At 54.6% G+C, this 25160-nt stretch carries 24 protein-coding genes and 1 tRNA gene; 11 read left to right on the forward strand and 14 right to left on the reverse strand.

Annotation, left to right across the window (positions count from 1 at the left end; translation table 11 throughout):
• Positions 1-32: 32 nt before the first annotated feature.
• Both ACIQW9_RS09615 and ACIQW9_RS09620 read right to left on the reverse strand, forming a co-directional pair.
• Positions 33-1361, reverse strand: coding sequence for an NAD(P)/FAD-dependent oxidoreductase (locus ACIQW9_RS09615; RefSeq protein ID WP_402335933.1), 1329 nt, complete (start codon positions 1359-1361; stop codon positions 33-35).
• A gap of 66 nt (positions 1362-1427) precedes the next feature.
• Positions 1428-2054, reverse strand: coding sequence for an alpha/beta hydrolase (locus ACIQW9_RS09620; RefSeq protein WP_402335936.1), 627 nt, complete (start codon positions 2052-2054; stop codon positions 1428-1430).
• A gap of 224 nt (positions 2055-2278) precedes the next feature.
• Here ACIQW9_RS09620 and ACIQW9_RS09625 point away from each other — a divergent pair, with 224 nt between their 5' ends.
• The gene (locus tag ACIQW9_RS09625) at positions 2279-3289 is read left to right on the forward strand and encodes a hypothetical protein (RefSeq protein ID WP_402335939.1); all 1011 of its coding nucleotides are present in this window, start codon (positions 2279-2281) and stop codon (positions 3287-3289) included.
• A 90-nt stretch (positions 3290-3379) separates the two neighbouring features.
• On the opposite strand, the gene ACIQW9_RS09630 is transcribed toward ACIQW9_RS09625, so the two are convergent.
• From ACIQW9_RS09630 to ACIQW9_RS09670, 9 genes are all read right to left on the reverse strand, one after another.
• Positions 3380-3982: a hypothetical protein gene (locus ACIQW9_RS09630; protein ID WP_402335942.1), complete on the reverse strand. Its 603-nt coding sequence runs from the start codon at positions 3980-3982 to the stop codon at positions 3380-3382.
• Positions 3983-4050: 68 nt separating this feature from the next.
• A complete protein-coding gene (locus ACIQW9_RS09635; RefSeq protein WP_402335945.1) occupies positions 4051-4857 on the reverse strand; it encodes a beta-ketoacyl synthase chain length factor in 807 nt (268 codons plus the stop codon).
• On the reverse strand, positions 4854-6044 hold the full coding sequence (locus ACIQW9_RS09640; protein WP_402335948.1) for a beta-ketoacyl-[acyl-carrier-protein] synthase family protein: 1191 nt from the start codon (positions 6042-6044) through the stop codon (positions 4854-4856). Before ACIQW9_RS09640 ends, ACIQW9_RS09635 begins: the two co-directional genes overlap by 4 nt.
• 59 nt (positions 6045-6103) lie before the next feature.
• A complete protein-coding gene (locus ACIQW9_RS09645) occupies positions 6104-6910 on the reverse strand; it encodes a polysaccharide deacetylase family protein (protein ID WP_402335951.1) in 807 nt (268 codons plus the stop codon).
• Between the two features lie 29 nt (positions 6911-6939).
• Positions 6940-8586 (reverse strand): NAD(P)/FAD-dependent oxidoreductase, encoded by a 1647-nt coding sequence (locus ACIQW9_RS09650; protein ID WP_402335954.1) that lies wholly within the window; start codon positions 8584-8586, stop codon positions 6940-6942.
• Positions 8583-9494 (reverse strand): acyl-CoA synthetase, encoded by a 912-nt coding sequence (locus ACIQW9_RS09655; protein ID WP_402335957.1) that lies wholly within the window; start codon positions 9492-9494, stop codon positions 8583-8585. Before ACIQW9_RS09655 ends, ACIQW9_RS09650 begins: the two co-directional genes overlap by 4 nt.
• 74 nt (positions 9495-9568) lie before the next feature.
• Positions 9569-10237, reverse strand: a complete 669-nt coding sequence (locus tag ACIQW9_RS09660) for a hypothetical protein (protein WP_402335960.1) — start codon at positions 10235-10237, stop codon at positions 9569-9571.
• A 76-nt stretch (positions 10238-10313) separates the two neighbouring features.
• The gene (locus ACIQW9_RS09665; RefSeq protein WP_402335962.1) at positions 10314-11072 is read right to left on the reverse strand and encodes a glycosyltransferase family 2 protein; all 759 of its coding nucleotides are present in this window, start codon (positions 11070-11072) and stop codon (positions 10314-10316) included.
• A 23-nt stretch (positions 11073-11095) separates the two neighbouring features.
• Complete coding sequence (locus tag ACIQW9_RS09670) at positions 11096-11890, reverse strand: lysophospholipid acyltransferase family protein (protein WP_402335963.1); 795 nt, start codon at positions 11888-11890, stop codon at positions 11096-11098.
• A gap of 478 nt (positions 11891-12368) precedes the next feature.
• Between ACIQW9_RS09670 and ACIQW9_RS09675 the strand changes: the two genes are divergently transcribed.
• The 4 genes from ACIQW9_RS09675 (at position 12369) to ACIQW9_RS09690 (ending at position 15476) form a co-directional block, all read left to right on the forward strand.
• Positions 12369-12842 (forward strand): PTS sugar transporter subunit IIA, encoded by a 474-nt coding sequence (locus tag ACIQW9_RS09675; protein WP_402335965.1) that lies wholly within the window; start codon positions 12369-12371, stop codon positions 12840-12842.
• 49 nt (positions 12843-12891) lie between these two features.
• Positions 12892-13833, forward strand: a complete 942-nt coding sequence (hprK, locus tag ACIQW9_RS09680) for an HPr(Ser) kinase/phosphatase (RefSeq protein ID WP_402335968.1) — start codon at positions 12892-12894, stop codon at positions 13831-13833.
• Positions 13834-13904: 71 nt separating this feature from the next.
• The gene (gene rapZ / locus ACIQW9_RS09685) at positions 13905-14768 is read left to right on the forward strand and encodes an RNase adapter RapZ (protein WP_402335971.1); all 864 of its coding nucleotides are present in this window, start codon (positions 13905-13907) and stop codon (positions 14766-14768) included.
• Positions 14769-14852: 84 nt separating this feature from the next.
• On the forward strand, positions 14853-15476 hold the full coding sequence (locus ACIQW9_RS09690; protein WP_402335974.1) for an LON peptidase substrate-binding domain-containing protein: 624 nt from the start codon (positions 14853-14855) through the stop codon (positions 15474-15476).
• Between the two features lie 5 nt (positions 15477-15481).
• Here ACIQW9_RS09690 and mutY read toward each other — a convergent pair whose 3' ends face one another.
• From mutY to mutM, 3 genes are all read right to left on the reverse strand, one after another.
• A complete protein-coding gene (mutY, locus tag ACIQW9_RS09695) occupies positions 15482-16657 on the reverse strand; it encodes an A/G-specific adenine glycosylase (RefSeq protein ID WP_402335977.1) in 1176 nt (391 codons plus the stop codon).
• Positions 16658-18598: a dynamin family protein gene (locus ACIQW9_RS09700; protein ID WP_402335980.1), complete on the reverse strand. Its 1941-nt coding sequence runs from the start codon at positions 18596-18598 to the stop codon at positions 16658-16660.
• A 79-nt stretch (positions 18599-18677) separates the two neighbouring features.
• A complete protein-coding gene (mutM, locus tag ACIQW9_RS09705) occupies positions 18678-19499 on the reverse strand; it encodes a bifunctional DNA-formamidopyrimidine glycosylase/DNA-(apurinic or apyrimidinic site) lyase (protein ID WP_402335983.1) in 822 nt (273 codons plus the stop codon).
• A 112-nt stretch (positions 19500-19611) separates the two neighbouring features.
• Here mutM and ACIQW9_RS09710 point away from each other — a divergent pair, with 112 nt between their 5' ends.
• The 6 genes from ACIQW9_RS09710 (at position 19612) to ACIQW9_RS09735 (ending at position 25104) form a co-directional block, all read left to right on the forward strand.
• Positions 19612-21423, forward strand: a complete 1812-nt coding sequence (locus tag ACIQW9_RS09710; protein ID WP_402335986.1) for a tetratricopeptide repeat protein — start codon at positions 19612-19614, stop codon at positions 21421-21423.
• Between the two features lie 126 nt (positions 21424-21549).
• Positions 21550-22197, forward strand: coding sequence for a lipoprotein insertase outer membrane protein LolB (gene lolB, locus ACIQW9_RS09715; protein ID WP_402335988.1), 648 nt, complete (start codon positions 21550-21552; stop codon positions 22195-22197).
• 30 nt (positions 22198-22227) lie between these two features.
• Positions 22228-23088, forward strand: a complete 861-nt coding sequence (gene ispE / locus ACIQW9_RS09720) for a 4-(cytidine 5'-diphospho)-2-C-methyl-D-erythritol kinase (RefSeq protein ID WP_402335990.1) — start codon at positions 22228-22230, stop codon at positions 23086-23088.
• Positions 23089-23177: 89 nt separating this feature from the next.
• Positions 23178-23254 (forward strand) — tRNA-Gln (locus tag ACIQW9_RS09725).
• A gap of 111 nt (positions 23255-23365) precedes the next feature.
• Positions 23366-24316 carry a ribose-phosphate pyrophosphokinase gene (locus ACIQW9_RS09730; protein ID WP_402335993.1) on the forward strand — a complete coding sequence of 317 codons (951 nt, stop codon included), beginning with the start codon at positions 23366-23368 and terminating at the stop codon, positions 24314-24316.
• Between the two features lie 155 nt (positions 24317-24471).
• Complete coding sequence (locus ACIQW9_RS09735) at positions 24472-25104, forward strand: 50S ribosomal protein L25/general stress protein Ctc (RefSeq protein ID WP_402335996.1); 633 nt, start codon at positions 24472-24474, stop codon at positions 25102-25104.
• Positions 25105-25160: the final 56 nt, after the last annotated feature.

A 25160-nucleotide genomic window follows, 5' to 3' on the forward strand; every position in this document is an offset into this window, starting at 1 on the left:
AGAATAAAAAAGGCCGCAACAGCGGCCTTTTTTCATGCAGCGGGACCAGCCACATCCTGGATATTGATCTTCCGGCGCCGCCAGGCCTTCAGTGTGCGCGCGGGATTGAACAGCGACGAAATATAATAAATTCCCTTGAAGACGTACAGCGAAGGCCAGATCGCCTTGTTGTAGAAAATATCCCCCGCCAGCACCGACATCACGGCCGCCTTCGCATTCAGGAAATTGCGCGGCTCGACAAACAGTGCGCGCATGGCAGGATTGGTTACCCGATAGATGAACCAGCAAAAGATCGATGGGCCGCGACGCATGTGGTGATCAAACTTTGCCAATGCCTTGGGGCCATTCGCCGGATCGCGCAGGAAGGTCGTGACAGCCTCGGTGCCAACAAACGCACTCTGCATGGCGAGAAACACGCCGGATGAAAAAACCGGATCAACGAAGGCATAGGCATCGCCCAGCAGCATGCAGCGATTGTCATAGCTTTTGCTGCTGGTATAAGAATAGTTACCGGTCGCCTCTATATGTCCGACGCGCACCGCATCCTTCATGCGCATGGCCAGCTTGGGCGCCAAGGCTATCGTATCCATCAAGAATTGTTCGACACTGACCTTGCGCGATGCAAGATAAGCCGGCCAGCAGACGGCACCTATGCTGGTTGTGCCATCGGCCAGCGGGATAAACCAGAACCAGCCATGCTCGAACCAGAACAGGCTGATATCGCCCTCGCGCTTGCCTTCGAGCCGTTCAACATTGGTGAAATGACTGTAGATCGCCGAGCTGCTGTGCTTCTTGTTCTTTTGCTTGGTTTTCAGCTTGTTCGCCAGAAAGGTATCGCGACCGGATGCATCGATCACGTAATCGGCGATGTATTCCTGCACACTGCCATCATCGTTTTGCGCCTTGATCTGTACATTATCCTTGTTGAATGCGACATCCCGCACCCGACATCCTTCGACCACATCTGCGCCCTTGGCTTTGGCATTCTTGATCAGGATGTGATCGAAATCAGAACGCCTTACCTGATAGGCGTAAGGCATCGATTTATCCCACGCTTCGACAAATTGGATATTGGTCCTGATGTCATGGTCAATCGCATTGAATTCCACACCCCACTTCTGCATGCCGATTGCAGCAATTTGTTCAGTCAGACCCATTTTTTCTATCAGCGGCATGTTTGCCGGCAGCAGCGATTCGCCGATATGAAAACGCGGGTGCACCGCTTTTTCCAGCAGGCTGACCTTGAAACCTTTTTCGACCAGTAAGGCGGCGGCGGTAGAACCTGCCGGCCCGCCGCCAATGATGACAATGTCCGTCCTGATCGGTGCGGCGCTGATGGTCGATGTTTCTGTACTTGTCATGGTGGGTTCATTCATGGCTGTTTATTAATGGCGCAACTCACTGCGTAGTATATAAAACACGGGAATTCATTCACAGCGCGGCAGAAGCGGGCGATCAAGAAATCCTGCCCACAGATGCTGCCATGGTAACCATTCATGGCCGCCATCCGTCGTCGTGACGCGGCCGGGCGGCAATACTTTTTCAATGATGCGGCTGCTGCCTGCAAACCTGTCTTCAGTACCGTAGCCGATATACAGCGGCGGCCAATTTGCTTGCGAAGAGATTGCCGTGTCACTATAGCCCTTGATCCATGACCACAAAAGACGGTCGTAATCGGCTTTCGGTATATCGCCAGCCTGCCATCCCGACAAGCCTGCGTGCGCAATTTCTGCCAGAAGGCTGCGATTCCCCAGAAAAGGGGCCATCAGAAAGAGGCCATCGATATCCGCACCGTGCTCTCTTGCATACAATAGCGAGCCGTAACCGCCCAGGGAAATACCGACCATCCAGATTTTTTCGTAACCCTTCTTGCGCGCTGGCACAACAATATCTTCATGCAGGCGAGTAACAAGCAGCTCCGATGTGTAATACCCGACATGGGTATCGGCAATCACGATATCGGCCGCAACCTTGCGCTGACGCAATGCAGTGACAAAGCCCTGTTGCACAAAATCATCCGGCGTATCGTATGCGCCAGGTAACAAAACGATCAATACTCTGACTGGCGCTTTACAAGACGCCGCATCCTCAATAACATCCAGCTTGCTTTTAACAATCCCTGTGGCCATACACGCAGTAAGAAGTAGACATGAGAGACAAGCTGCAAAGCTGGTAATTTTCATTGGACTTTTATTATACAAGGCTCGTTTAAACCCATTCATCATTGATATGAGCTCACTGCACATGTACGCCCCTTCAACCATCAGACATCCATTGCATGCTTAAGGTCTCCTATCGCAACACGATGACGCCCTTGCCGGACGACCCTTGCGGCCTGTTGGGTACATTGTGTTTTGCAGAAAAGCCTCCCTCCAACATTGCCGATACGGTCGACCTGCCTGTCATGCCAGTCATGATGCAGGTCCTGGAAGGACCGCAAGCGCTGTACGAAATCCTGCGCACCGACACGGCATTGAAAAGTGCAATGAGCGGCGACATACGCTATCGCCACAATGACGCGCTGTTGTTTGGTGTGATCACGCTGGACGAATCAGACTTCCTCAAGGTGGCCGATGCAGCTGAGGCCGCGCCCTTGCAGATGGCAAGCCGGTCTGCGTATGAACAGGTCTTTGCACTACTGGAATCGCTCGATTTTCCATTTGTGCTGCGCTTCTGGAATTATATGGCCGACATCAACGGCGTCAGTCATGAGCTGGAACGCTATCGCCAGTTCAACCTCGGCCGCCAGCAGGCGTTCGCGGCAAAGGAAAAGGAACGCGCCGGCAATGTGCCGGCTGCCTGTGCTCTGGGCACGACATCCGGGCCTTTGACGATTGCTTTTCTCGCGGCACGGATTCCGTCGCAGCCGATAGAAAATCCGCGCCAGATCAGCGCCTATGATTATCCGGCGCAGTATGGCCCGCGCAGCCCGCTTTTTTCACGTGCCAGTGTGGCCGCAATCGGCGATGCCAGCCTGCTCTTTTTATCCGGTACCGCCAGCATCGTCGGTCACACCACGCTGCATGCGGGTGACGTGACCGCGCAAACCGAGGAATCGCTGACGAATGTAGAAGCTGTGCTGGATGCAACCTGCAGAAAAACCGGACGGCAGTGTGAACTGGGCAGTCTCGATTACATCGTGTACATCCGCCATCCGGCTGACTTGCCGAAAGTCAAAGCCGTCGTGGAACGCCGTATAGGCGCTCATGTCAAGGCAACATACCTGCAAGCCGATATCTGCCGCGCAGATCTGCTGGTTGAAATAGAAGGATCGGCCGAACTGCTTTAAGAATATGCCATTGCGCTGAACTGAAAAAAGGCCGTTGAATACATGATTCAACGGCCTTTTTTATTGGCGCTTACTCAACAGCCAATTCTGTTATTGAAAACCGCGCTCCGACTTGTCATATTCAATGACAGTCAAGCCACTGTTAGTGCTAACACCACCACCACCGGAAAAGGTCAGACGACCCAAACCTTTATAGTAGTAAATAGTTTCATGACGGCCGGCACCCATATAAAACGGAATCCATGCCTTGCCGGTCATATGCGTTCCGGTATCGGTAGGCTGACCAGCGATACTCGTCACTTCATTCATACCCATACCAATTTTCAGTCGGGAAAATTTGCTATTGGCGATTGGCGTGCCGACAATCTGGCCGGTCCAGTCGTTGATCCCTTTTACTTCCTGTGTCTTGCCGTCTGATGCAGCGGCGGGCGCTGCTGCAGTTGCGGCTTGCTGTGCTTTCTTCTCGGCGGCTGCAGCCTGCTGCGCGGCCTTCCTGTCTTCAGCATCTTTTTTGGCTTGTGCCTTGGGGCCCAACTTTTTCTGCGGCGCTGCCGGCTTGGCCGATGCAGCCGGAGCAGGCTCTTCCTTGGCCGCAGTTTTTGTTTCAGGCGCGACGGTCGCATCCTTTTTTTGCATGGTTTCACAAGCCGCGAGCAAACTCATGACGAGCGCAATTCCGATCAGTTTTTTCATATTATCTTTCCCCTTCCATCAATAAAAATCAAGCGTGTATCCGATGTACTTCCCTTGTTGGTATGGCCTCAGACTGTGCCAAATTTTACGCGAAGCGACTGCCCATTGACATATTCCAGATAAATATCGGAAGCGGCTGCAGACGCAGGAAGTTGCGCCAGTGACTGCATTAAAGGCAAGGCGCGCGCAGCAGGAATTCCGCTTCTCACGTTTTCCAGCTTGCTGTTTTCCATCGTGGTCAACGATGTCTTGTACAGATCAAGCTTGATCGCTGCCATGCTGGCCAGGGTGGACTCAGGCATCAGCAACATACTGACCGCAAACTGATCTGCGATCGGACGCACACCGTGTATAGGTTCAGGATAAGGAGTGTCGTAGACCACCAGAAGCACCGGCTTTTTTTCAACCGAACATTGAACCGCCGCTTCCAGCAAACCCACTGCAAATCCCGCATCGTAGGCGCAGAGGCTGGTGGACGGCAGCATCGCGCCGCTGGCGATACCCCAGTAGCCGGATGGCGCGTTATGCACGGAATTATGGAAACGCGTCGGCGAAATCAGGCGATCGCTGCCTGCCAGCGCTTCACAAATCAGGTGGCAGTTTTCGCCATCCCCGCCTGATGAGCAAAACACTGTCGTCATCGTGCCTGGATCGATATCTGCAGCGGCCAGCGCTTCCAGTCCACTCACCAGGGCAATCTTGACGCCGACACCGACGCGCCGACGTTCGGCACTCGGCAGCACCGTCAATGTCGGGCTGACCGTGGCAGCATGTTGATACGCAAGCTCACCGCGCAGGATCGCACGCCATTCCGGCCAGTTGTTTGCACCGGGGCCGATGGCGCCGATAGCCTGTACATATACTTTCACGCTCATGACACGATTCCCAATACGAGGCTGCAGTTGGAACCGCCAAAGCCGAATGAGTTATTGACTGCGTAATGGATGGGCCCGGATCGATTGCTCAGCACATAATCGACATCCAGTCCGGCATCCACTTTTTTCGTATTGATGCCGGCCGGCGTCACACCATGCTGCATCGCCAGCACGCAAATAATCGCCTCCACGCCACCTGCCGCGCCCAGAGTATGACCAGTCGCGCCCTTGGTCGAACTGCAGGCCGTACCGTTGCCGAAAACGGCACTCACGGCCTTGCTTTCTGCCGCGTCGTTGCTCGGCGTCGCCGTACCGTGCAAATTGATATAGCCGACTTGCGATGCCTGTATGCCGGCTGCATCCAGTGCCGCTTTCATTGCCATCTGTGCACCCAATCCTTCGGGATGCGGCGACGACATATGGTGCGCATCGCTAGATTCGCCGACGCCATACAGCAGGATGGTGCCCGATGAAGGTGGCGATGCCGGTTTGGTCAGCAGTACGAATGCCGCACCTTCCGCAATCGATATGCCGTTACGCCCTTCGCCATATGGTTGCGCTGGCGTCGGTGCAAGTAATTGCAGGGAATTGAAACCGTAGAGCGTGGTCAGGCACAAGCTGTCCACTCCACCGACCACTGCCGCATCAATCAGTCCTGCTTCTATCATGCGCGCGGCATTGCCGAATACCTTCGCACTGGATGAACACGCCGATGAAACAGTCAACGCAGGGCCGGTGAGACCCAGCAGTGCGCTGACATAAGCCGCAACCGAATAAGTATTGTGCGTTTGCGCATAATGGAAATCCACCGGCAGCGCGCCATCGCTCTGACGCCGGCGATAGGCAAGCTCGGTCTGCAGAATGCCTGCTGTACTGGTGCCAAGAAACAGGCCCACGCGATCCGACCCGTACTGTGCAATCGCGCTCTGTACCGCATCGACAAAACCGTCCTGCTGCAATGCGAGATGGGCCAGCCGATTATTGCGGCAATCGAATTCGACAAGCGCGGCTGGCAGCACCACGTCGTCAACACCCTCGACTTCGCCAATGAATGTTGGCAGGTCTATCGTTTCAAAGTCGCACGGCTTCAGCCCGCCGTGCTGTGTAGACAGTTTCGCCCAATTGGCTTCCAGCCCCAAACCCAGGCAGGTACTTAGCGTGTATTTTTTTAATTCAAGAGCTTGCATGGAGATGATCTATTGCAGGTAAATGAATGGAGCTTCAACTGACATGGAACGTGGATTTCTCATATGCGCATGCCTTCCTCTAGTCTGACGAATTGCAAGTTCTGTTTAGTGATTTGCTCAATCAATTGCGGCAGCACGTCCAGAATGACCGGCTGTCCATTGCTGCCGCGCGCCGCATTGGCATCGTGCAGCAACAGGATGTCGCCGGCTTGCGCATTGTCCAGCAGGCGGTCCAGTATTTTTTGCGCATCGCGTACGCGCGTATCGAAACCGCGCCGCGTCCAGCTAACCAGTTGCAGGTCGAGTTGATGCAATACCGGATCAAGAAAGAGATTGCGCAAGCCCGCCGGAGCGCGGAAAAAAAGCGGCCGCCTGCCGGTCACGTTTTCAATGACATCCTGAGCCGCAGCAAGTTCCTTCCTGATGCCATGCAATCCCGATACCGAAAAATTGTGCCGGTGCACCATGCTGTGATTTTCGATGTGATGGCCTTCGGCCACCATCCGTTGCGCCAGTTCCGGATATTTATTCACTTTGGAAGCGATACAGAAAAAAGTCGCCTGGATGCCGTACGCTTTCAGTATGTCCAGCACCTGCGGCGTGACGTCGGGATCCGGGCCGTCATCTATCGTCAACGCGACTTCAGCTCGCCCGCTCGGCAGACGCAGTGTATTGGGGCCCAGCAAGGAACTTTTAGGCCAGAGTCCGGCAGCGGCAAGCGCAGCATGATTGGCGATCAATGCTGCGATGACGATGACGATGACGATGGACTGCGGCCATACCAGCGCTGTAGCGACTGCGACTGCATGCAGAACAAGGGACGCCTTGATGAAAGCGCTGGGCTGCCATTTCCGTGTTTTTGTCATATCCGGATGGTTTGTAATCGCCGACATGGTCAATACGCTCCGCTGGAAAAGAGCATCGGTGCCTTGCCGCTATATGGCGCTTCCAGCATATCATCCAGCACACGTTTGAGTTCAATGCCGGCGGCAGAAGCGAGCAGATCCGGATGCTCGCTGCATGCACGTGCGATGAGCGCATCGGCAAGCTGCTGCAGCAGTAGGAAATTGTCCGCCATGCGCTTTGCAAAGCCGGCATCGTCCAGCTGATCTTTCAAGCCGCGATTCAATTCGACAAACCAGTCGAGTTGAGTTTGATCAAGCAATTGTGCCGGATTGCGCTTCTGACTGAGTTTGCCCCAGGCGCGAAAAAAATCCTGTATTGCGATATTGATTTTCTGTACCTGCATGAGCGGCTTATGCAAACGTCCCATGGTCGGGATATCAACCAGGCGATTCTGTATGAACAGCGGACACATGATGCCCCAGTAGTAAGCGTAATCCCACGACACTTTATGCGGCAGGACTTCCGGATCACCGAACAAGGCATATTGATCTACGTATACAGACAGAGTCGTTTCATACATCGAAAAATAGATCTGCTGATAAAAATCCGCATACATCGCGACCGGCGCCTGCTTGCGGTCTTGCGCAATCAGTTCGGTGATGTAGGTATTGCCTATCGCAATGAAATCGCTGCCGGGAGAATAAAACGGATCAAGAAACAAGCCGGCCTCGCCGGTCAGCGCCCATCGGTGATCGCCGGAAAAAACCTGCTTGCAACCATAAGAAAAATTCTTGAAGAACGCGAAGTCCTGCAGATTTTCGCGTTCGCCCTCAAGGTGATCGAACAGGCGCGGCTGATGGATCTTCAACCAGTCCATCGCCTTCTCGAAGGTATTCATATTTTCGACCGGATGCATGGTGGCATCCGCGACTATCCCGACCGAGTGCGAGCCCGATGCCAGCGGGATCAGCCACACCCAATAACCTTCACCAACTAGGTGATTGGTGGACAGCCAGCGATGCGGCGGATTGCAGGAGCCAAGCCAGGCTTCGTCTTCGGACCAGTCGTTGATGTCGATGCGATTGCCGATACGAAACCAGACCGCGCCTGCCTTGTGCGCATTGTCTTGTGCCAGATCAAGCTTGCGCTTGATCAGACCGGCGCGGCCCGATGCATCGATCAACCAGCGCGCGCTGGCATGCAGCGTCTGCCGGTCGGATTCATAACTGACCTGATGCAGGGTATCTTCCTCGCCGATCGTGAACTGACGGATCACGGCACCATCAACAAACTGCACACCGGCATCCTGTGCCAGATTGGCCAGCTTGTTTTCAAAAATGCCGCGATCAATTTGATAGGTGCAGGCAGGAAGAATACGGCTGCCGCCCAGCTCGGTCACCCGATCGAAATCGCGCCGGCCGTCGGAAAAGAAAAAACGAAAACCGAACTTCTTCAGTTGCTCCGTATGCAAATGATCCTTGAGACCAAGCACGGTATCGAAATAATGCGCACCAATCTCGACCGACGACTCGCCTACCTTGTGCGCAGCCAGCGGCACAGGATGCGCACGCCGTTCAATGACCAATACAGAGATATCGGCGAAACGTTTTTTCAGTTGCAAAGATAAAGTCAGGCCAGCCAGTCCCCCGCCCATGATGACGACATCGTATTGCCGGGAAACCGCCGCTGCCATCATCGTGCGTTTCCTTGCCAGAAATCGTAAAAGTTGAACCAGTTGTACGGCGCAAGCCTGGCGAAATATTCCAGTCGGGTCACATATTTGGCGATGGCGGCATCGATGGCCTGCGGCGAGTTACGGCGCTCGCCATGTTCATCATCACTGAAATCAGCGATTTTCTCGATATGAATTTCATACCGGTTTCCACCGCGATACATGCCCACCATCAGGAAAACCGGCTTGCGCATCATGGCCGCCATCCTGAAAGGGCCTACCGCGAAATACGCAGTCTCACCCAAAAAGGTGGCCGGAAAATTACGCTCATGGCTCAGCGTGCGATCGGCCAGAATGCCGATGATGCCGCCTTCGGCAAGCCTGTCCCTGACCGTCAGCATCGCACTCAGGTTTCCCAGCGGGACAATTTCCTGCTGCGCCTGCGGATTGATTGCCGCCATCAGTGCACCGATCTTGCGTGCATTTTCCTCATACATCAGCAGCACCAGCTTGAGTTCCGCCTTGGCGCGCGACACCAGCCGCACCACCTCGAAACTGCCCATGTGCGCACCCATCACAAAGACGCCGCCGGCACGTGTTTCGGCAGCTTCCTGATCATAGGCATCCTGCATCACCTCGATATCGAAATATTCGACGCGATTCTGCAAAAAGTAGACGCGATCAAGCAACACACCGGCGAATACGTGAAAGTGATGGAATACTTCATACCAGCGCGCCTTGCGCTCCAACACCCGTGCCAGATAGGCAGCAGAGGCTTGGCGCGAATCCGCCACCACCAGAAAAAAGTAGAGTGCGATCGGATACAGCAACAGACGCGTCACGCGTCGGCCCAATAAAGTTGCAAGCTTCACCATGAAGCGCAACAGCCCCATCGAGCCGCGCTCTTTCTTTTCAGTCCAGTCCTGCGACATAAAATTTGTTTTCCCTTGGATTGACATTTTTTGATGATATTTTCAAGCGCAGGATTATAGCGACAGGAAAAGTTTCAAACCTTGTTTTTGTTGTTGAAATAAGCGGACACGCTTTCCTTGATCGTCGCATGCTTGAAATCCGGATTGACCCGCTTTCTGCATATGTATTCCACGACAAACATCAGAATGACCAGGGGCCAGTTAAGAATATTGGCGAACATCGACCATGTTTCTATCGACGCCACATAAAAAATGATCAGCGAAACCAGTACCTGCATGGCAAAGAAGATGGCCCAGGCTATCGTCACCTTGCGCGTATAACGAACCACTTCGTCCGGCATGTCGGGATGTATCGTCCGTGCCAGCGTGGTGATGATGGGAGTGCGATCACCAAACAATGTCTGCGCAAAAAACCAGCACAGCATCGCATTGCAGGCGATATGCTGAATCAGGTAAATCCAGTCCAGCCGCACCAGCAGCGTCGCCCATAATGCAAAGGCCATGTAGCTCATGGCTGTCACTATCGCCAATCCAGCTGCACGCCTGACAAGCGCACCACTTCCGGCCTGCTTCAATGCCGCGACCGTCGCCCAGCCGGCGATGCCGATAATCGGCACAATCAGCATGACGACTGCGATCTGCCGCCAGATGCTGTGTGCATCCTGCACCAACAGCGCGGCGTGACTCAACGATACATAAACGATGATTGCGGCAACCATCAGTAGAGTTTTTACAACTGGCATAAGGACATCGCTTTATAGAATCAGGAGGCTGAACAGGAGTGGGCCTGCCGTGGCCGCATTCATCCAGTCATGTGCGCTATTTGGTAGTCAGCTTGCGCAAAAGGAGGAGTGGCAAACGAATGAGGAAACCGAAAAACAAGCGTGTATGCATCCACGTCAGCAACTTGTTGTCGCGCCAATAATTGAAGTGCGACACACCGCCCTCGTCCGCGTTCAGATATTTGACCTTCGCTGCTACATTAACAGGTTTCACACCGTGCCAGCACAGACGCACCACCGCTTCGGGATCGAAATCAAAACGCCGCATCCAGTGATGCGCGCGCATGATCTCGACCAGCGGCGCAATCGGATACACACGAAAACCAAACAGCGAATCGCCAATCCCGGCCCAGCAGGTTTCCAGGTTTGCCCACCAGTTGGAAATCTTGCGTCCCTTTACACGCAAACTGGGCGCGCTGGCATCGAATACCGGCACGCCAAGCACCATCGCACCCGGTTGGGCGATCGATTTTTCCATGAACAGCGGAATCATCGTGGCATCGTGCTGACCGTCCGAATCCATCGTCAATACATGCGTATAAGCCTGCTGCTGCGCCAGTTCCATACCGTGCAACACTGCCGCTCCCTTGCCGCCGTTCTCAGGCAGCACAATGACGCGCAAGCCATCATCCTGTTCCGCCATACGCTGCAGTTGGGCCGCAGACCCGTCGCTGCTGCCATCGACTATCACCCACACGGGATTCCAGAACTGCCGTGCCGATGCGACCGTCGCATAGACGGTGCTGCCCGGGTTGTAACTGGGAATCAGAACCAGATGTGTAGAAGATGCTTGCATGAAAAAACCCTGGCTGAAAATAATTAACGCTGCGCTTCCATCGATCCGCAGCAATGTTTTGTGTATGGCGCAGCAGAATGCAAATTGGCGAGTTCCTGCTCGAAATAGCCCTGCATGTCAGCTACCAGTTGCTTGACGTTATCGGTGGGTGAAAAGCGGCGTCCGACCCGCACCCGAAAATGGACCGGGAACGAAGGCACACGATAGAGTGGCCAGCCCTTCCCCAAAAATCCGGAATCCGATTCAATCAATATCGTTTGCACATCAGCACCGGTTCGCTTTGCGATCACCGCGACGGTAGCCTGCAGCTTGTTGACGGTAGCGGTTCGGGTACGTGTGCCCTCAGGAAAGAGCAGCAGCTGACTTCCGATTTTCAACTCTTCACCAGCCGCATTGACGATATCCCGTATCGATTTATTCGGAATGTAGCCGGCCATTCTTGCCCCATGCCCGAACAGCACATTCTTTAACACCTGTTCTTTCATGATGCACACGACATTTGAAAGACGCGAATTGATGAGCAGTGCGTCCAGCAGGGATGGGTGATTCGATGCCAGAATCACGCCACGATCATTGAGCAGGGAATCAAGATCCGACAGATCCAGATGCAGTATGTGCAAGGACTGCAAGACCCCAAAGTACATCCGGAACGTGCGGGTGATCACGTTGCGCGCGTTCTGCTTGCGCTGATCCTGGCGCAAAAATGCCGAGTACAGGAGCAAACCCATCGAGCCGATCACCATCACGCAGCCCAGTAACAACAAGCCAAAGAGAAGAATCAGGAAATTGCGCGCATGCTGCAGACGATGTTTTAACAAATGAATCATTAGGTGAAGTTGAAAAATACTATCGATCTATGCTTGCGCAAGCCGCACATGACTACAAGGTATCGCATCCGATAAGTTGCGTCAGTTGCCCAGTACTGTAACAATGACGCTATTCGGAAACTTCGAATGTGATTGAGAAAAAATTATAGCTTGATTAATACTAATTGCGCCTTCATTTCGGAGGTGCACCCAATCAGATGTTGTCATAGTCACGCATTTGTAAAATTTGCATGGTCAGGTGATTGACAAGCACAAGAACAGACGCGATTTCATTGCATTCATCGCCTTACACCATGAAATCACTGCGATCAGTGATCCGCGACATGAATCAAAAAGCAAACATTCCTGACAGAATGGGGCTATTGCACAACAATCCGGCGCACCCGCCCCTTGCGTTTCCCGATTCAAGCCCTATTACAAACGAATAGGCCTATAATTCCCGGCAGAGTCCATTTTTGTGCATTGCACCATGAACCATTTAAGCCAGATTCTCCCACCCGGTAATGTCGTACTTGACCTGGATGTTTCCAGCAAAAAGCGCACATTCGAGCAGGTCGGTTTGATTTTTGAAAATAATTGCGGCATCGCCCGTTCGGTCGTCTCCGAAAACCTGTTCGCGCGCGAACGCCTGGGTTCGACCGGCCTCGGCCATGGCGTCGCCGTACCGCATGGGCGCATCAAGGGATTGAAGGCGCCGCTGGCGGCATTTGTCCGGCTGGCGCAACCGATTCCATTTGAATCCCCTGACGGGCAACCGGTCAGCTTGCTGATATTCCTGCTGATACCCGACAATGTGACGCAACAGCATCTGGAAATTCTGTCCGAACTGGCAGAAATGTTTTCCGATGAAGCTTTCCGCACCCTGCTGTCGATCACGGAAGATGCGGCAGCTGTACATGCGCGCCTGATCACCTGGCAACCCAGCCTGCAAAGTTCCGACTAAACATCGCCCCGGTTTCCACCGCGCATCCTCGTTTCCGTCAGCATTCATTATGCCCTTGCCCATCCCGCTCAGCATCCAGCAACTTTATGACGATAACCGCGAATCGCTGCAGTTGGGCTGGTTCGCCGGTTTTCCGGGTGGCGAACGCCTGATCCTGGGTGACGCCACGTCGGCCGCGGATCAGGTCGGCCATTTGAATCTGATTCATCCGGGCCGGATTCAGATTTTCGGCCATCAGGAAGTCGAATACTACAAACGCCTGTCGCCGATAGCACGCGCACATCACAGTGCCGAACTGGTCGCCGGCCAACCGCCGGCATTCATCATCGCGCAGGGTCTGGAAACGCCGGAAGACATCATGGCGATCTGCGACGAAAAGAATATTCCGCTGTTCTCGACACCGCTGCCGGCCGCGCAAGTCATTGATTTCCTGCGCGTTTACCTGTCGAAAAAACTGGCGCAACGCATCACGATGCACGGCGTTTTCATGGACGTGCTGGGCGTCGGCGTATTGATTACCGGCGAATCGGGCCTGGGCAAAAGCGAATTGGGGCTGGAACTGATTTCACGCAATCACGGCCTGGTGGCCGATGACGCGGTCGAATTTGCCCGCATTGCGCCGCACATGATAGAGGGCCGCTGCCCGCCATTACTGCAAAATCTGCTGGAAGTACGCGGCCTGGGTCTGCTCGATATACGCACGATTTTTGGCGAAACTGCAGTGCGTCGCAAGATGCGGCTGAAGCTGATTGTGCATCTGGTTAAACGCAGCACGCTGGAAGAAAACTACGAACGCCTGCCGCTGCCTTCGCAAAGCGAAGAAATTCTCGGTCTGTCGATACGCAAAGTCGTGATTCCAGTCGAAGCCGGCCGCAATCTGGCCGTTCTGCTCGAAGCCGCCGTGCGCAATACGATATTGCAATTACGCGGCATCGATACGCTGAAGGATTTCATGATCCGCCAGCAAAAAGCGATGGAAAGCGACGAGTAAACAGCAAGCAGGCAGGCAAGCTCAGACGCGGCTCGCCACCCTCTTCCTTTCCTTGCGGTATGATTGTTGCCATGCGCATCATTCTCATCACAGGAATTTCCGGTTCCGGCAAATCTGTCGGGCTTAAAGCCCTCGAAGACGCAGGTTATTTCTGCGTCGATAATCTTCCGCCTACGCTGTTACGCGCGCTGGTCACGGAGCGTCTTGAAGAACATGGCACAACACTGGCCGTCTCGATGGACGTGCGCAGCGCCAGTTCGCTGCTCGGCCTGCCTGCCGATCTGGCCTGGTTGCGCAGTCAGGGGCACGATGTAAAAGTTCTGTTCCTCACCGCAAAAACCGATTCCCTGATCGCACGCTTTTCCGAAACGCGCCGCAGTCATCCGCTATCGCATCGCGGCTTTTCCAGCGACAGCACGACGGAGCGTCGCACCCTGACCGAATGCATACACGAAGAACGCGAAATGCTGGCCGGCATAGAAGAGATCGGCCACGTCATCGACACTTCCGGCATGCGCGCCAACAAGCTGCGGGCGTGGATCAAGGGACTGGTCGAAAGCGATCATTCGCCGCTGACCATACTGTTCGAATCGTTTGCGTTCAAGTTTGGCGTACCGCTCGATGCCGATCTGGTGTTCGATGTGCGCACGCTGCCCAACCCGCATTACGACGAAGCACTGCGCCCACTGACCGGCCGCGACGCTCCGGTGCAGGATTTCCTGCAGGCGCAGCCGGATGCCACGGCCCTGCTGGCGGATATACGCGGCTTTGTCGAGAAATGGCTGCCGGCCTTCAAGAACGATAATCGCGGTTACCTTACGGTTGCCATCGGTTGTACCGGTGGCCAGCATCGCTCCGTCTATATCGTTGAACAGCTGGCGCAATATTTTCGCCCGTCTGAACATGTATTGGTCCGGCATCGCGAACTGGACTGACACCAGGGACTGATGCCGGGCACACCTGTTTTTTCTTCATACCGACGTCATCACACCAACCTTATTCCGCGTCCTATTTTGACCATGCCTGAAAACGAAAACTGGCTGCCGCTGTTTCCGCTTAATGCTGTGCTCTTCCCTGACGGCATTCTTCCCCTCAAGGTTTTTGAGACCAGATACATAGACATGGTGCGCGATTGCATGAAGCGCAAAGCACCATTCGGCATTGTGCTGATCAAATCCGGGCCGGAAGTTGGCGGCATTGCGAAACCGGAAACGACCGGTTGCCTGGCCCACATCGTCGCCTGGGATGCACCACAGCTCGGTGTTTTGCTGCTGCGCATACAAGGTGGCGCACGCTTCCGCATTCTGGAGACACGTTCAGAGAAAGATCAGCATCTGACGGCACGTGTTGAAATGCTGGAAACCGTCAGTGGCGTGCTATTGAAACAGCATCAGACCTGCGCCGATACTCTGGCGCTCGTCATCCGCGACATCAATGCCAAAGGCCGGATGGAACAAGGCGCCGATTTCGACCCCCCCTTCCCCGAGACCTTGCAGTTGCACGACGCAGGATGGGTAGCGAATCGCTGGAGCGAAATATTGCCGATACCAATGAAGGCACGGCAAAAGCTGCTTGAACTCGATGATCCGCAAAGCCGCCTGACGATCATCCATCAATACCTGCAGCAGCATCACATCGTTTGAAATTTTTATTCAGAGAGTAAATCCGGCGCGCGGAATACTTCCAGCAGCAATTTTTTGACCGGCGCCGGCAAGGGTGCATTCGCCATTCTTTCGGTCGGATACCAGTTATGACTGCTTTGTCCCGCGCTCTGCAGGCGCTGTGCCAGCGCAATGCGATACGGCGTCACATGCAGTTTGAAATGCGTGAAGGTATGCGAAAACTGCGGTAATTTTTCCACCGATGCCGGCACTCCGCACGCAGCCGTCGCATGCATCAGCGCGATATCAAAATCAGTAGTCCCCGGCTGCAGCGCTGCATCCATTTCCGGCAATGACAGCAAGCCGCCCCAAATGCCTTTGTCCGGACGCTGTTCAAGCAAAATCTGATCGCCGTCGATAATCAGCAGCATCGCCGTGGCTTTTTCCGGCACCGCTTTTTTCGGTTTGCGTATCGGCAGTTCGCTGGTTCTGTCCGTCGCATAGGCAACACAGCGTTGCACCAGAGGGCAGCGATTGCAGGATGGACGATTGCGCGTACACAAGGTCGCACCCAGATCCATCAAACCCTGCGTATAAGATTCCACACCGGCATCCGGCAGCAAAGCCACGGCGCGCAGCCATAGCTCATTTTCGACCGCCTTCTCGCCGGGATAACGCTCAACGCCGAACACGCGGGCGAATACGCGCTTGACGTTACCGTCCAGAATGGCGGCGCGGGTGCCGTAGGAAAATGCCGCGATCGCCGCAGCGGTCGAACGCCCTATGCCGGGCAACTGCTCCAGCAAGGCGGGATCGCTGGGGAAGACACCGCCGTGCATGCTCACAATCGCCTGCGCGCACTTGTGCAGATTGCGTGCGCGCGAGTAGTAACCGAGCCCGCTCCAGTGCGCCATGACTTCTTCTGATGGCGCTGCAGCCAGCGACGCCACGGTAGGAAAACTGGCGAGAAAACGCAGGTAATAAGGAATGACCGCTGCGACCTGCGTCTGTTGCAACATGATTTCCGACAGCCAGACGCGATACGCATCGCGCGTATTCTGCCAGGGCAGCGCGTGGCGTCCATGCTGTTTTTGCCAATGGATAACGGCGTGCGAAAACGTCGGATCGGCCAGCGCAGCTACCTGCGCCGATGTGGTTGTGGATGCTATTTTTTTACCTGCAGAGACTACACCTGCCTCTGGTTCTCTGACGACACGCTTCATCTAGGCCGCTGCTCTATACAAACCAAGCTGCGCCAGAATGGCTGTTTTCAACTCATTTTCCAGGTGTTTCAATTGCTCGTGTTGCACATTGAGTTCGGTTTGCATCTGTTCAAACGCCAACACTTTTTCTTCCAGATTGTCGGTTGCCAGGTGGATTTTTTCAATTGATTTCTTGCGTCGTTTCAACTGCAGCTTATGCTCACCTATCTGTGCCTCCAGCGGTGCCATCACGACTTTCAGCCAGGCTTCCACATCGCGATTTGCCTGCAGAAAACTCTGCCTGACGCGCGACGCGATCGAATCGAAAAATTTCTGCATCAGCACGACTTGCGGCGTGGTCAGTATCGTCGCTGCACCAAATTGCTTGTGATACAGCTTTTCGATCATGATGATTTCCTGATTGTACTTTTCCAGTGAAAACGGCATGGGCGTCGACAGGGCCAGTCCGTGTTCGGTAGAAAATTTACGATACATGACCGACATCATCTCGCCGATTTCATCGGTCTTCTGCGCCGACAGCTCCAGATTGTGCAGCGCCTGCCGGAAAAATTCCTTCACGGCCTGACGCAAACCGGCGGTGAACTTGCTGCGCTCCATCGCATCGCGCGCGTGGCGAATTTCATCCTTCATCACACCCATGCCGAGATGGGTAAATACCTCGTTCGACAAACGCGCAAATACGGAGCGCGTGGCCTGCAATTTGAACAGGCTGCCATCGAACTCGGTTTTTTCCATGTCGATGCGCTTCATCATGTGTTCAAGTATGGTTTGATTCTTGCCGCGCAGGCTTTTCAGTTCCAGCAATTGCTCCACCACATTCCGCGAACGCGACATCAGCAGCGCCTGCTTGGAAGCAGCCAGTTCCTTGACTTCGGCCAGCAGCTGCGCACGTATGATGTCCTGCTTGGCGGGAATCAGCTCGTTCGACAATGCACTTTCCAGCGCGGGCAAACGGCTCTTCGCCAGCAGCGGCGCATCGGCATTTATTTTCCCCACCAGGCCTTTTTGCGCCGACACCGGGAAAATCTGCCGCTGCGGAATACCCAGTATTTGCGCGACATTGCCAACCTGCATATCGATTTGCTGTTCGACTTCGCCCGACGTACGCAACTCATCCCACATACTGTCTATCTTGTTCAGCACGACCAGACGACCTGCGCCCGTGCCGCCTATGTGATTGCGCCAGATATCGATATCGCTTTTGGTCACGCCGGTATCGGCCGCCAGAATGAACAGCACCGCATGTGCATTCGGAATCAGGTTCAGCGTCAATTCAGGTTCGGTGCCGATTGCATTCAAACCCGGCGTATCGATAATCACCAGCCCCTGCTTCAATAGCGGATGCGGGAAATTCACGATCGCGTGCCGCCATTGCGAAATTTCGACCATGCCGTTTTCATCCACCCCCAGCACCATGTCCAGATCGGTTTCGTCATACAGGCCGTAGCTTGCCGCTTCGGCTATCGGTACGCGCTTGGTCAGGCTGACTTGCTTGAATGCTTCCAGCATGCCGTCGCCGGATGAAGTATCGAGCGGCAATACGGTCCAGACCTGGCTCTGCGCCTTGAAGTCGCTGGTCGATTGCGCTTCGGCCCGCGTCTCGATAGGCAACAGTCGTATCGATGGCGGAAAGGTTTCGTCGTACAGCAATTCGGTAGGACACATTGTGGTGCGTCCGGCGGAGGTCGGCAAAATGCGCTGGCCGTAATCGGCAAAGAAGATCGCATTAATCAATTCCGATTTGCCGCGCGAAAATTCAGCGACAAAGGCAATCGACAATTTATCTTCGTTCAGGCGCGATAGCATCTGCACAAAGCGCTGATCGCTGGCGCCATCGGATAGATCGATGGCATGCACGCAATCGCGATAACGCTCAAGCGAAGTCCTGACGTCATCGCGCCAGCTGCTGTACTGCTGAAATTTCTGTACCAGATTGCTCACATGGACCTCGTTTGTGCCGTTGTTATGCCGCAGTTTTCCCGGGTCGACTCATCTACCAGAGCGACACTAGCATCTGTCTTCACTTTTGACAATTTGGACAATAGAAGGTCGAACGCTGCCCTTGCACGATTTGCCGGACAGGCGCATTGCAAATACGGCAAGGTTGACCAGTGCGCGCATAGACAAAATAGTTTTGCTGGAAATAGCCCGATTGGCCGTTGACGCCTATGAAATCCTTGAGCGTACTGCCGCCCTGCTCAATAGCGGCGGCCAGAATTTCGCGTATCGCCTGGGCCAATCGTTCGTAACGCTGCAGGCTGATCCGATGTGCCTGCGTCTTCGGATTGATACGCGCCTGGAACAGACTTTCCGAGGCATAAATATTGCCGACTCCGACGACAATGTCGCCCGCCAGCAACACTTGCTTGATCGCCGATCGACGACTGCGCGTCTGACTATACAGCCATTGCGCAGTAAACAGACCTTCCAGTGGCTCCACGCCCAGCGTACGCAGCAATAAATGATGCTCGACCGTACCCTCTTCTGCAGCATGCCACAGCACCGCACCGAAACGGCGCGGGTCGGTCAGACGCAGCACCTGATTGCCGACCGTCATATCGAAGTGATCATGTTTTTGCGGCGGCACGCCCAAGGGCAGAATACGGATATGCCCTGACATGCCGAGATGGATGATCAGGGTGCCATGTTCAAAATGGATCAACAAATATTTGCCGCGCCGGCCGGTGCTGCGTATCGTGCGCCCGGCCAGAGTCTGCGACAAGGCGACAGGGAAAGGCCAGCGCAAACCGGTATGGCGCAAGACAACGCCGCTGACTACTTGCCCCTCCAGATAAGGGGCGACGCCGCGGCGCGTTACTTCAACTTCAGGTAATTCAGGCATGGCGACAACAACTTCCGTGGTGATTCAGACTGGCGTTTATACTGCGTCGTGCCGCGCATAGCGTAGCGGTTCAGCGTAGAATAAAAACCTGCTCGATTTGCTTGGACTTCAATTGAAAAATGCTCTCGCCATTGTAACGCTGTCGGTGCTGTTCTCTACTGGCGCCGATCTGCGCGCTGAACCGTTGGCGCCGGCCGATGCTGCGCAGCCACCGCAATTCATTGCGAAAGAAGGCCAGAAGCCGCCAGCGGCAGCCAGTCAGCCGGCAAATAATAAACCGGCCGTCGAGGACAAGACCGACGATCCCTTGCCGTCGGTCGATCTGACGGAAGACCTGCTGTTCAAGTTGTTGCGCGCCGAACTGGCTTACCAGCGCGGCGACTGGCAGCTTGCTTACGTGACGATGCTGGTGAGCGCGCAGGAAACGCGCGATCCTCGCCTCGCACGTCGCGCTGCGGAAATTGCCCTGAGCGTCAAGCAAACCGGAGAAGCCCTGTCTGCCGTCAGATTATGGCGCGAGTTGGCGCCACACTCGGATGAGGCCAACCAGTTTTACCTGGGCCTGGTTGTATTGGGAGAAAATCTGGCGGAAGCCAAACCGATTTTCACCGAACGTCTGCGGGAAGTCCGTCCGCAAGCACGCGGCTTGCTGATTCTGCAAATACAGCGTCTGCTGGTGCGCACCAAGGACAAGAACGCCGCCTTTACACTGCTGGAAGAGCTGACCGCACCGTATCAAAATCTGGTGGAGACGCATATTGCACTGTCGCAAGGAGCCTTTGCCAAAAACGATCTGGCACGTGCACGCATGGAATCGAAAAAGGCGCTGGAGATCAAACCCGATCTGGAAATCGCCGTCTTGATGCTGGCCCAGGCGACGCCGAATAGTGTCGACGCACTGCACACCCTCACCGCCTTTCTCGATAAAAATCCGAAATCCCGCGACGTCCGTATCGCCTACGCAAAAACCCTGATCGATGACAAGCAGCTCGAGCAGGCGCGCAAGCAATTCGAGATTCTGCTCCAGGAGCAGCCTGACGATTTGACGATCCTGTATGCCACGGGCATTCTGGCTGCGCAAATGAATGACAGGGAAGGCGCCGAAAAGTATCTGACTACCTATCTGCAGAAACTGGAAGACAATCCCGACGAGGAACGCGATCCGGTGCAAGCCTTGCTGATCCTTTCGCAGATCTCCGAAGACCGCAAGGACTTTCCCGCTGCGCTCAAATGGCTGGCGCAAGTTGAGCCTGGCCCGGCTTATCTGGATGCGCAAGTGAGAAGTGCGCAAATCATGGCCAGCGCCGGCGACCTGAATGGCGCGCGCAATCTGCTCAATCATTTGAAACCGGAAGGCCAGCGCGAACAGATACAGGTCATCGTCGCCGATGCGCAACTATTGCGCGATGCCAACCGTGTACCGGAAGCCCTGGCAATTTTGAGTAAAGGTCTGGAGCGTTTCCCCGAAGACACCGGCTTGCTGTACGACTATGCGATGCTGGCAGAAAAAGCCGGCCGTTTTGATTTGATGGAAAATGCCTTGCGCAAAATCATGAAGCTGGCGCCAAGCAATCAGCATGCGTACAACGCACTGGGCTACTCCTTTGCCGAGCGCAACATCCATTTGCAGGAAGCCCATGCGCTGATCGAAAAGGCATCGAAACTGGCGCCGGAAGATCCCTTCATCATGGATAGCATGGGCTGGGTGTATTTCCGCCTCGGAAAATTGCGGGAAGCAGAGGATTTTCTGCGCCGCGCCTATGCCATACGTCCGGATGTGGAAATTGGTGTGCATCTCGGAGAAGTGCTGTGGGTCAAAGGTGAAAAAGAGGCTGCACAACAATTGTGGCGCGAGGCAAACCAGAAAGATCCGCAAAGCGATATGCTGAAAAATACACTGGCACGTCTGCGCACCAAATTGTAAATATCAGGGCGTGACGGCAGTTGCCGTCACCGCTCCCCTTGCCCCGCACTTCCCGTACCAGTGCGATCGCAGCAGACATTATTTCCCTGCATTCCTCACATCACCATGTTTATATCCGGCCCACCCATGCGAGACACACTCTGCGCTCTTACACATAAAGCCGCCACGGCGATTGCGCTCGGCACTTTATTATTATTGACGGCATGCGCCACATTGGAGTCGCCTGACGACGCCGGCCTTACCACGGCAACATCGATGCCGCGCGCTTATAGCGAAACGCTGGATCTGGATGGCCGGCTCTCGGTGCAATATCAAAAAGACGACAAGGATGAAGCGATACACGTCAGCTTTACCTGGAAGCAAAGCAAGGAGCGCAATACGATCACCATCCTGTCGCCGCTCGGGCAGATCCTCGCCACCATCGCTGTTACGCCGGATAGCGCCACGCTGACCCAGTCCGGCCAGGCACCCCGCAGCGCAGCGGATGCCGATGCGCTGGCACAGCAGGCGCTAGGCTGGCCTTTGCCGGTTTCCGGTTTGCGCAGCTGGTTGCAGGGCTACGCCATCGATGCCGGCAACCGGACCTTTATTGCCTCGCCATCCAATACCAAAGTCACGACCAGAGACGGCTGGCATATTCGATACCAGAGCTGGCAGGACGATAATCAGCCGGCAACGCCAAGCCGTCCGAAACGCATCGATCTCGAACGCCAGACCGAACAGGCCGGCAAGGTCGCGATCCGTATCGTGCTCGATAACTGGCAGACGCAATAAAGCGTCTTTTTACTGATACCAGACAAGAATATGGTTCGTACACTCAACAACTGCCCGGCGCCGGCCAAGCTGAATCTTTTTTTGCACGTCACCGGGCGACGCGCAGATGGTTACCACCTGCTGCAAAGCGTATTCCAGTTAATCGATCGCGGCGATGTACTGCATTTTTCCATACGCGACGATGAGCTCATACATCGCAGTACGGAATTGGCAGGCGTACCGGCTGACAGCGATCTGGTCGTGCGCGCCGCGAGATTGTTGCAAACGGAAGCAAAAAAACAAGGCAAGACTCCCGGCGCGGATATCGCCGTCGAAAAAAAACTGCCCATGGGTGGCGGCCTGGGCGGCGGCTCGTCCGATGCCGCGACCACGCTGCTCGTCCTCAACCATCTTTGGCAAACCGGATTGACGCGCGCCGAATTAATGGCGCTCGGACTGCAACTGGGGGCGGACGTGCCGTTTTTTCTATTCGGCCAGAATGCATTTGCCGAGGGTATAGGCGAGGCTTTAGTGCCGGTAAACACACCGGAATCCTGGTTCCTGGTGATCGAACCCGGCGTGTCGGTACCGACTCAGCAGATATTTTCTTCAATGGAATTGACAAGGGATACGAAACCCGTCAAAATATCGGACTTTTCCGGAGCTCAAGAAAGCTTCGGTAAAAACGACCTGCAAGTCGTGGCTGCAAACTTGTTTCCGCCGATAGCCGACGCCATTAAATGGCTGCAGCAATTCGGAGGTGCGAGAATGACGGGATCCGGCGCTTGTGTGTTTTGTCCGTTTAAGGAAGAACAACAAGTCGATGCAGTACTGGCAACAGTACCGCCGCAATGGAAAGCCTGGAAAGCCAAAGCGATCACGCATCATCCGCTCGCTTATTTGGTAACGTAAATGCAGCAGTCGTAAAAAGTCAGAATTCGTCGTTCGCACTATCCGCCGCTAAACAAGCGAAGATAATGCGAAAGACACAAAGGTTGCGTAGGGGAATCGCCAAGTTGGTTAAGGCACTGGATTTTGATTCCAGCATTCGAAGGTTCGAGTCCTTCTTCCCCTGCCATTCATATCTATAGCAAGAAAAAAACAATAGCCGCCAACGCAAGACGTCACCGTCAGGCTTTGGCGGCTTTCCAGCTTTTTACTGTCATTTAACTTTGTAGCGGGAATTTCCATGGCACTCGAAAACCTGATGGTTTTTACCGGCAACGCAAATCCGGATCTGGCTTTGGGAGTTGCCAAGCATCTTGGCCTTCCGCTTGGTAAAGCTGTCGTTTCCAAATTCTCCGACGGCGAGATCGTTGTTGAGATTAACGAAAACGTTCGTGGTAAAGACGTATTCGTTTTGCAATCAACCTGCGCACCGACCAATGACAACCTGATGGAAATCATGTTGATGGTCGATGCACTGAAACGCGCTTCGGCCGGCCGCATTACCGCCGCCATCCCCTACTACGGTTATGCCCGCCAGGATCGCCGCCCGCGTTCGGCACGCGTTGCGATTTCAGCAAAAGTTGTCGCCAACATGCTGCAGGAAGCCGGCGTTGAACGCGTGTTGATCATGGATCTGCACGCCGATCAAATCCAGGGCTTCTTCGATATTCCGGTCGATAACATTTATGCATCGCCGATTCTGTTGAGCGACCTGGTTGCCAAGAGTTACGACGATCTGCTGGTTGTTTCGCCTGACGTCGGCGGCGTGGTTCGCGCCCGTGCGCTGGCAAAACGCCTGAACTGCGATCTGGCCATCATCGACAAGCGTCGCCCGAAAGCGAATGTATCGGAAGTGATGAACATCATCGGCGAAGTCGAAGGTCGCAACTGCGTGATCATGGATGACATGGTCGATACCGCCGGCACGCTGACGAAAGCTGCTGAAGTACTGAAGGAACGCGGCGCGAAGAAAGTCGTCGCCTACTGTACGCATCCGGTCTTGTCCGGCCCTGCGATCGAACGCATCACGAACTCGCCGCTGGATGAACTGGTGGTGACCGATACGATCCCGCTGACCGATGCTGCCAAGGCCTGCCCGAAAATTCGCGTGCTGTCCTGCGCCAGCCTGCTGGCTGAAACCTTCAAGCGCATCAGCACCGGCGATTCCGTCATGTCGATGTTTGCCGAATAAGCACGTAAAAACAACGCAGAACAAGGATGCGACGAGATTCGTCGATATCCGACCTGGTGCAGTTTGCTTCAGCTTGCTGCACCACTTTTCAAATCCCCTGGTCGCGGGGGATTTAACCGCAGGATGATTTTCATCCTGCATATTTGGAGTTCATCATGAAAGTAATCGCATTTGCACGTAATGATCTGGGGACCGGAGCGAGCCGCCGCCAGCGCATTGCAGGCCTCACCCCTGGTATCGTTTATGGTGGTACCGCAGCACCGGTCAATATCTCGCTCGACCACAACGCGCTGTACCATGCATTGAAAAAAGAAGCGTTCCACTCGTCGATTCTCGACCTGGAAGTGGATGGCAAGGTAGAACAGGTTTTGTTGCGCGACTTCCAAGTCCACGCATACAAACAACTGGTTCTGCACGCTGATTTCCAACGCGTCGATGCCAAACAAAAAATTCACGTTAAAGTGCCACTGCATTTCATCAATGCAGAGATCTCGCCAGCAGTCAAACTGCAGGCCGGCATCATCAGCCACGTCGCAACCGAACTGGATATCACCTGCCTGCCAGGCAATCTGCCGGAATTCGTTGAAGTTGATCTGGCCAAGCTGGAAGTCGGTCACTCGATTCACCTGGCTGACATCAAATTGCCAAAAGGCGTTGTTGCAGTGATCCACGGCGGTGAAGACAACCCGACGATCGCTACTGCTGCGGTTCCTGCCGGTAAAGTTGAAGAAGCAGCTGCTGCACCTGCCGCTGCTGCCGCACCTGCAGCGCCTGCTGACAAGAAGTAATCTCGCAATTGCAGGCTTGCCCTGCAATTGAAGAACCCGCCTTCGTGGCGGGTTTT

Source organism: Herminiimonas sp. NPDC097707 (assembly GCF_044761395.1).
Classification (GTDB): domain Bacteria; phylum Pseudomonadota; class Gammaproteobacteria; order Burkholderiales; family Burkholderiaceae_D; genus Oxalicibacterium.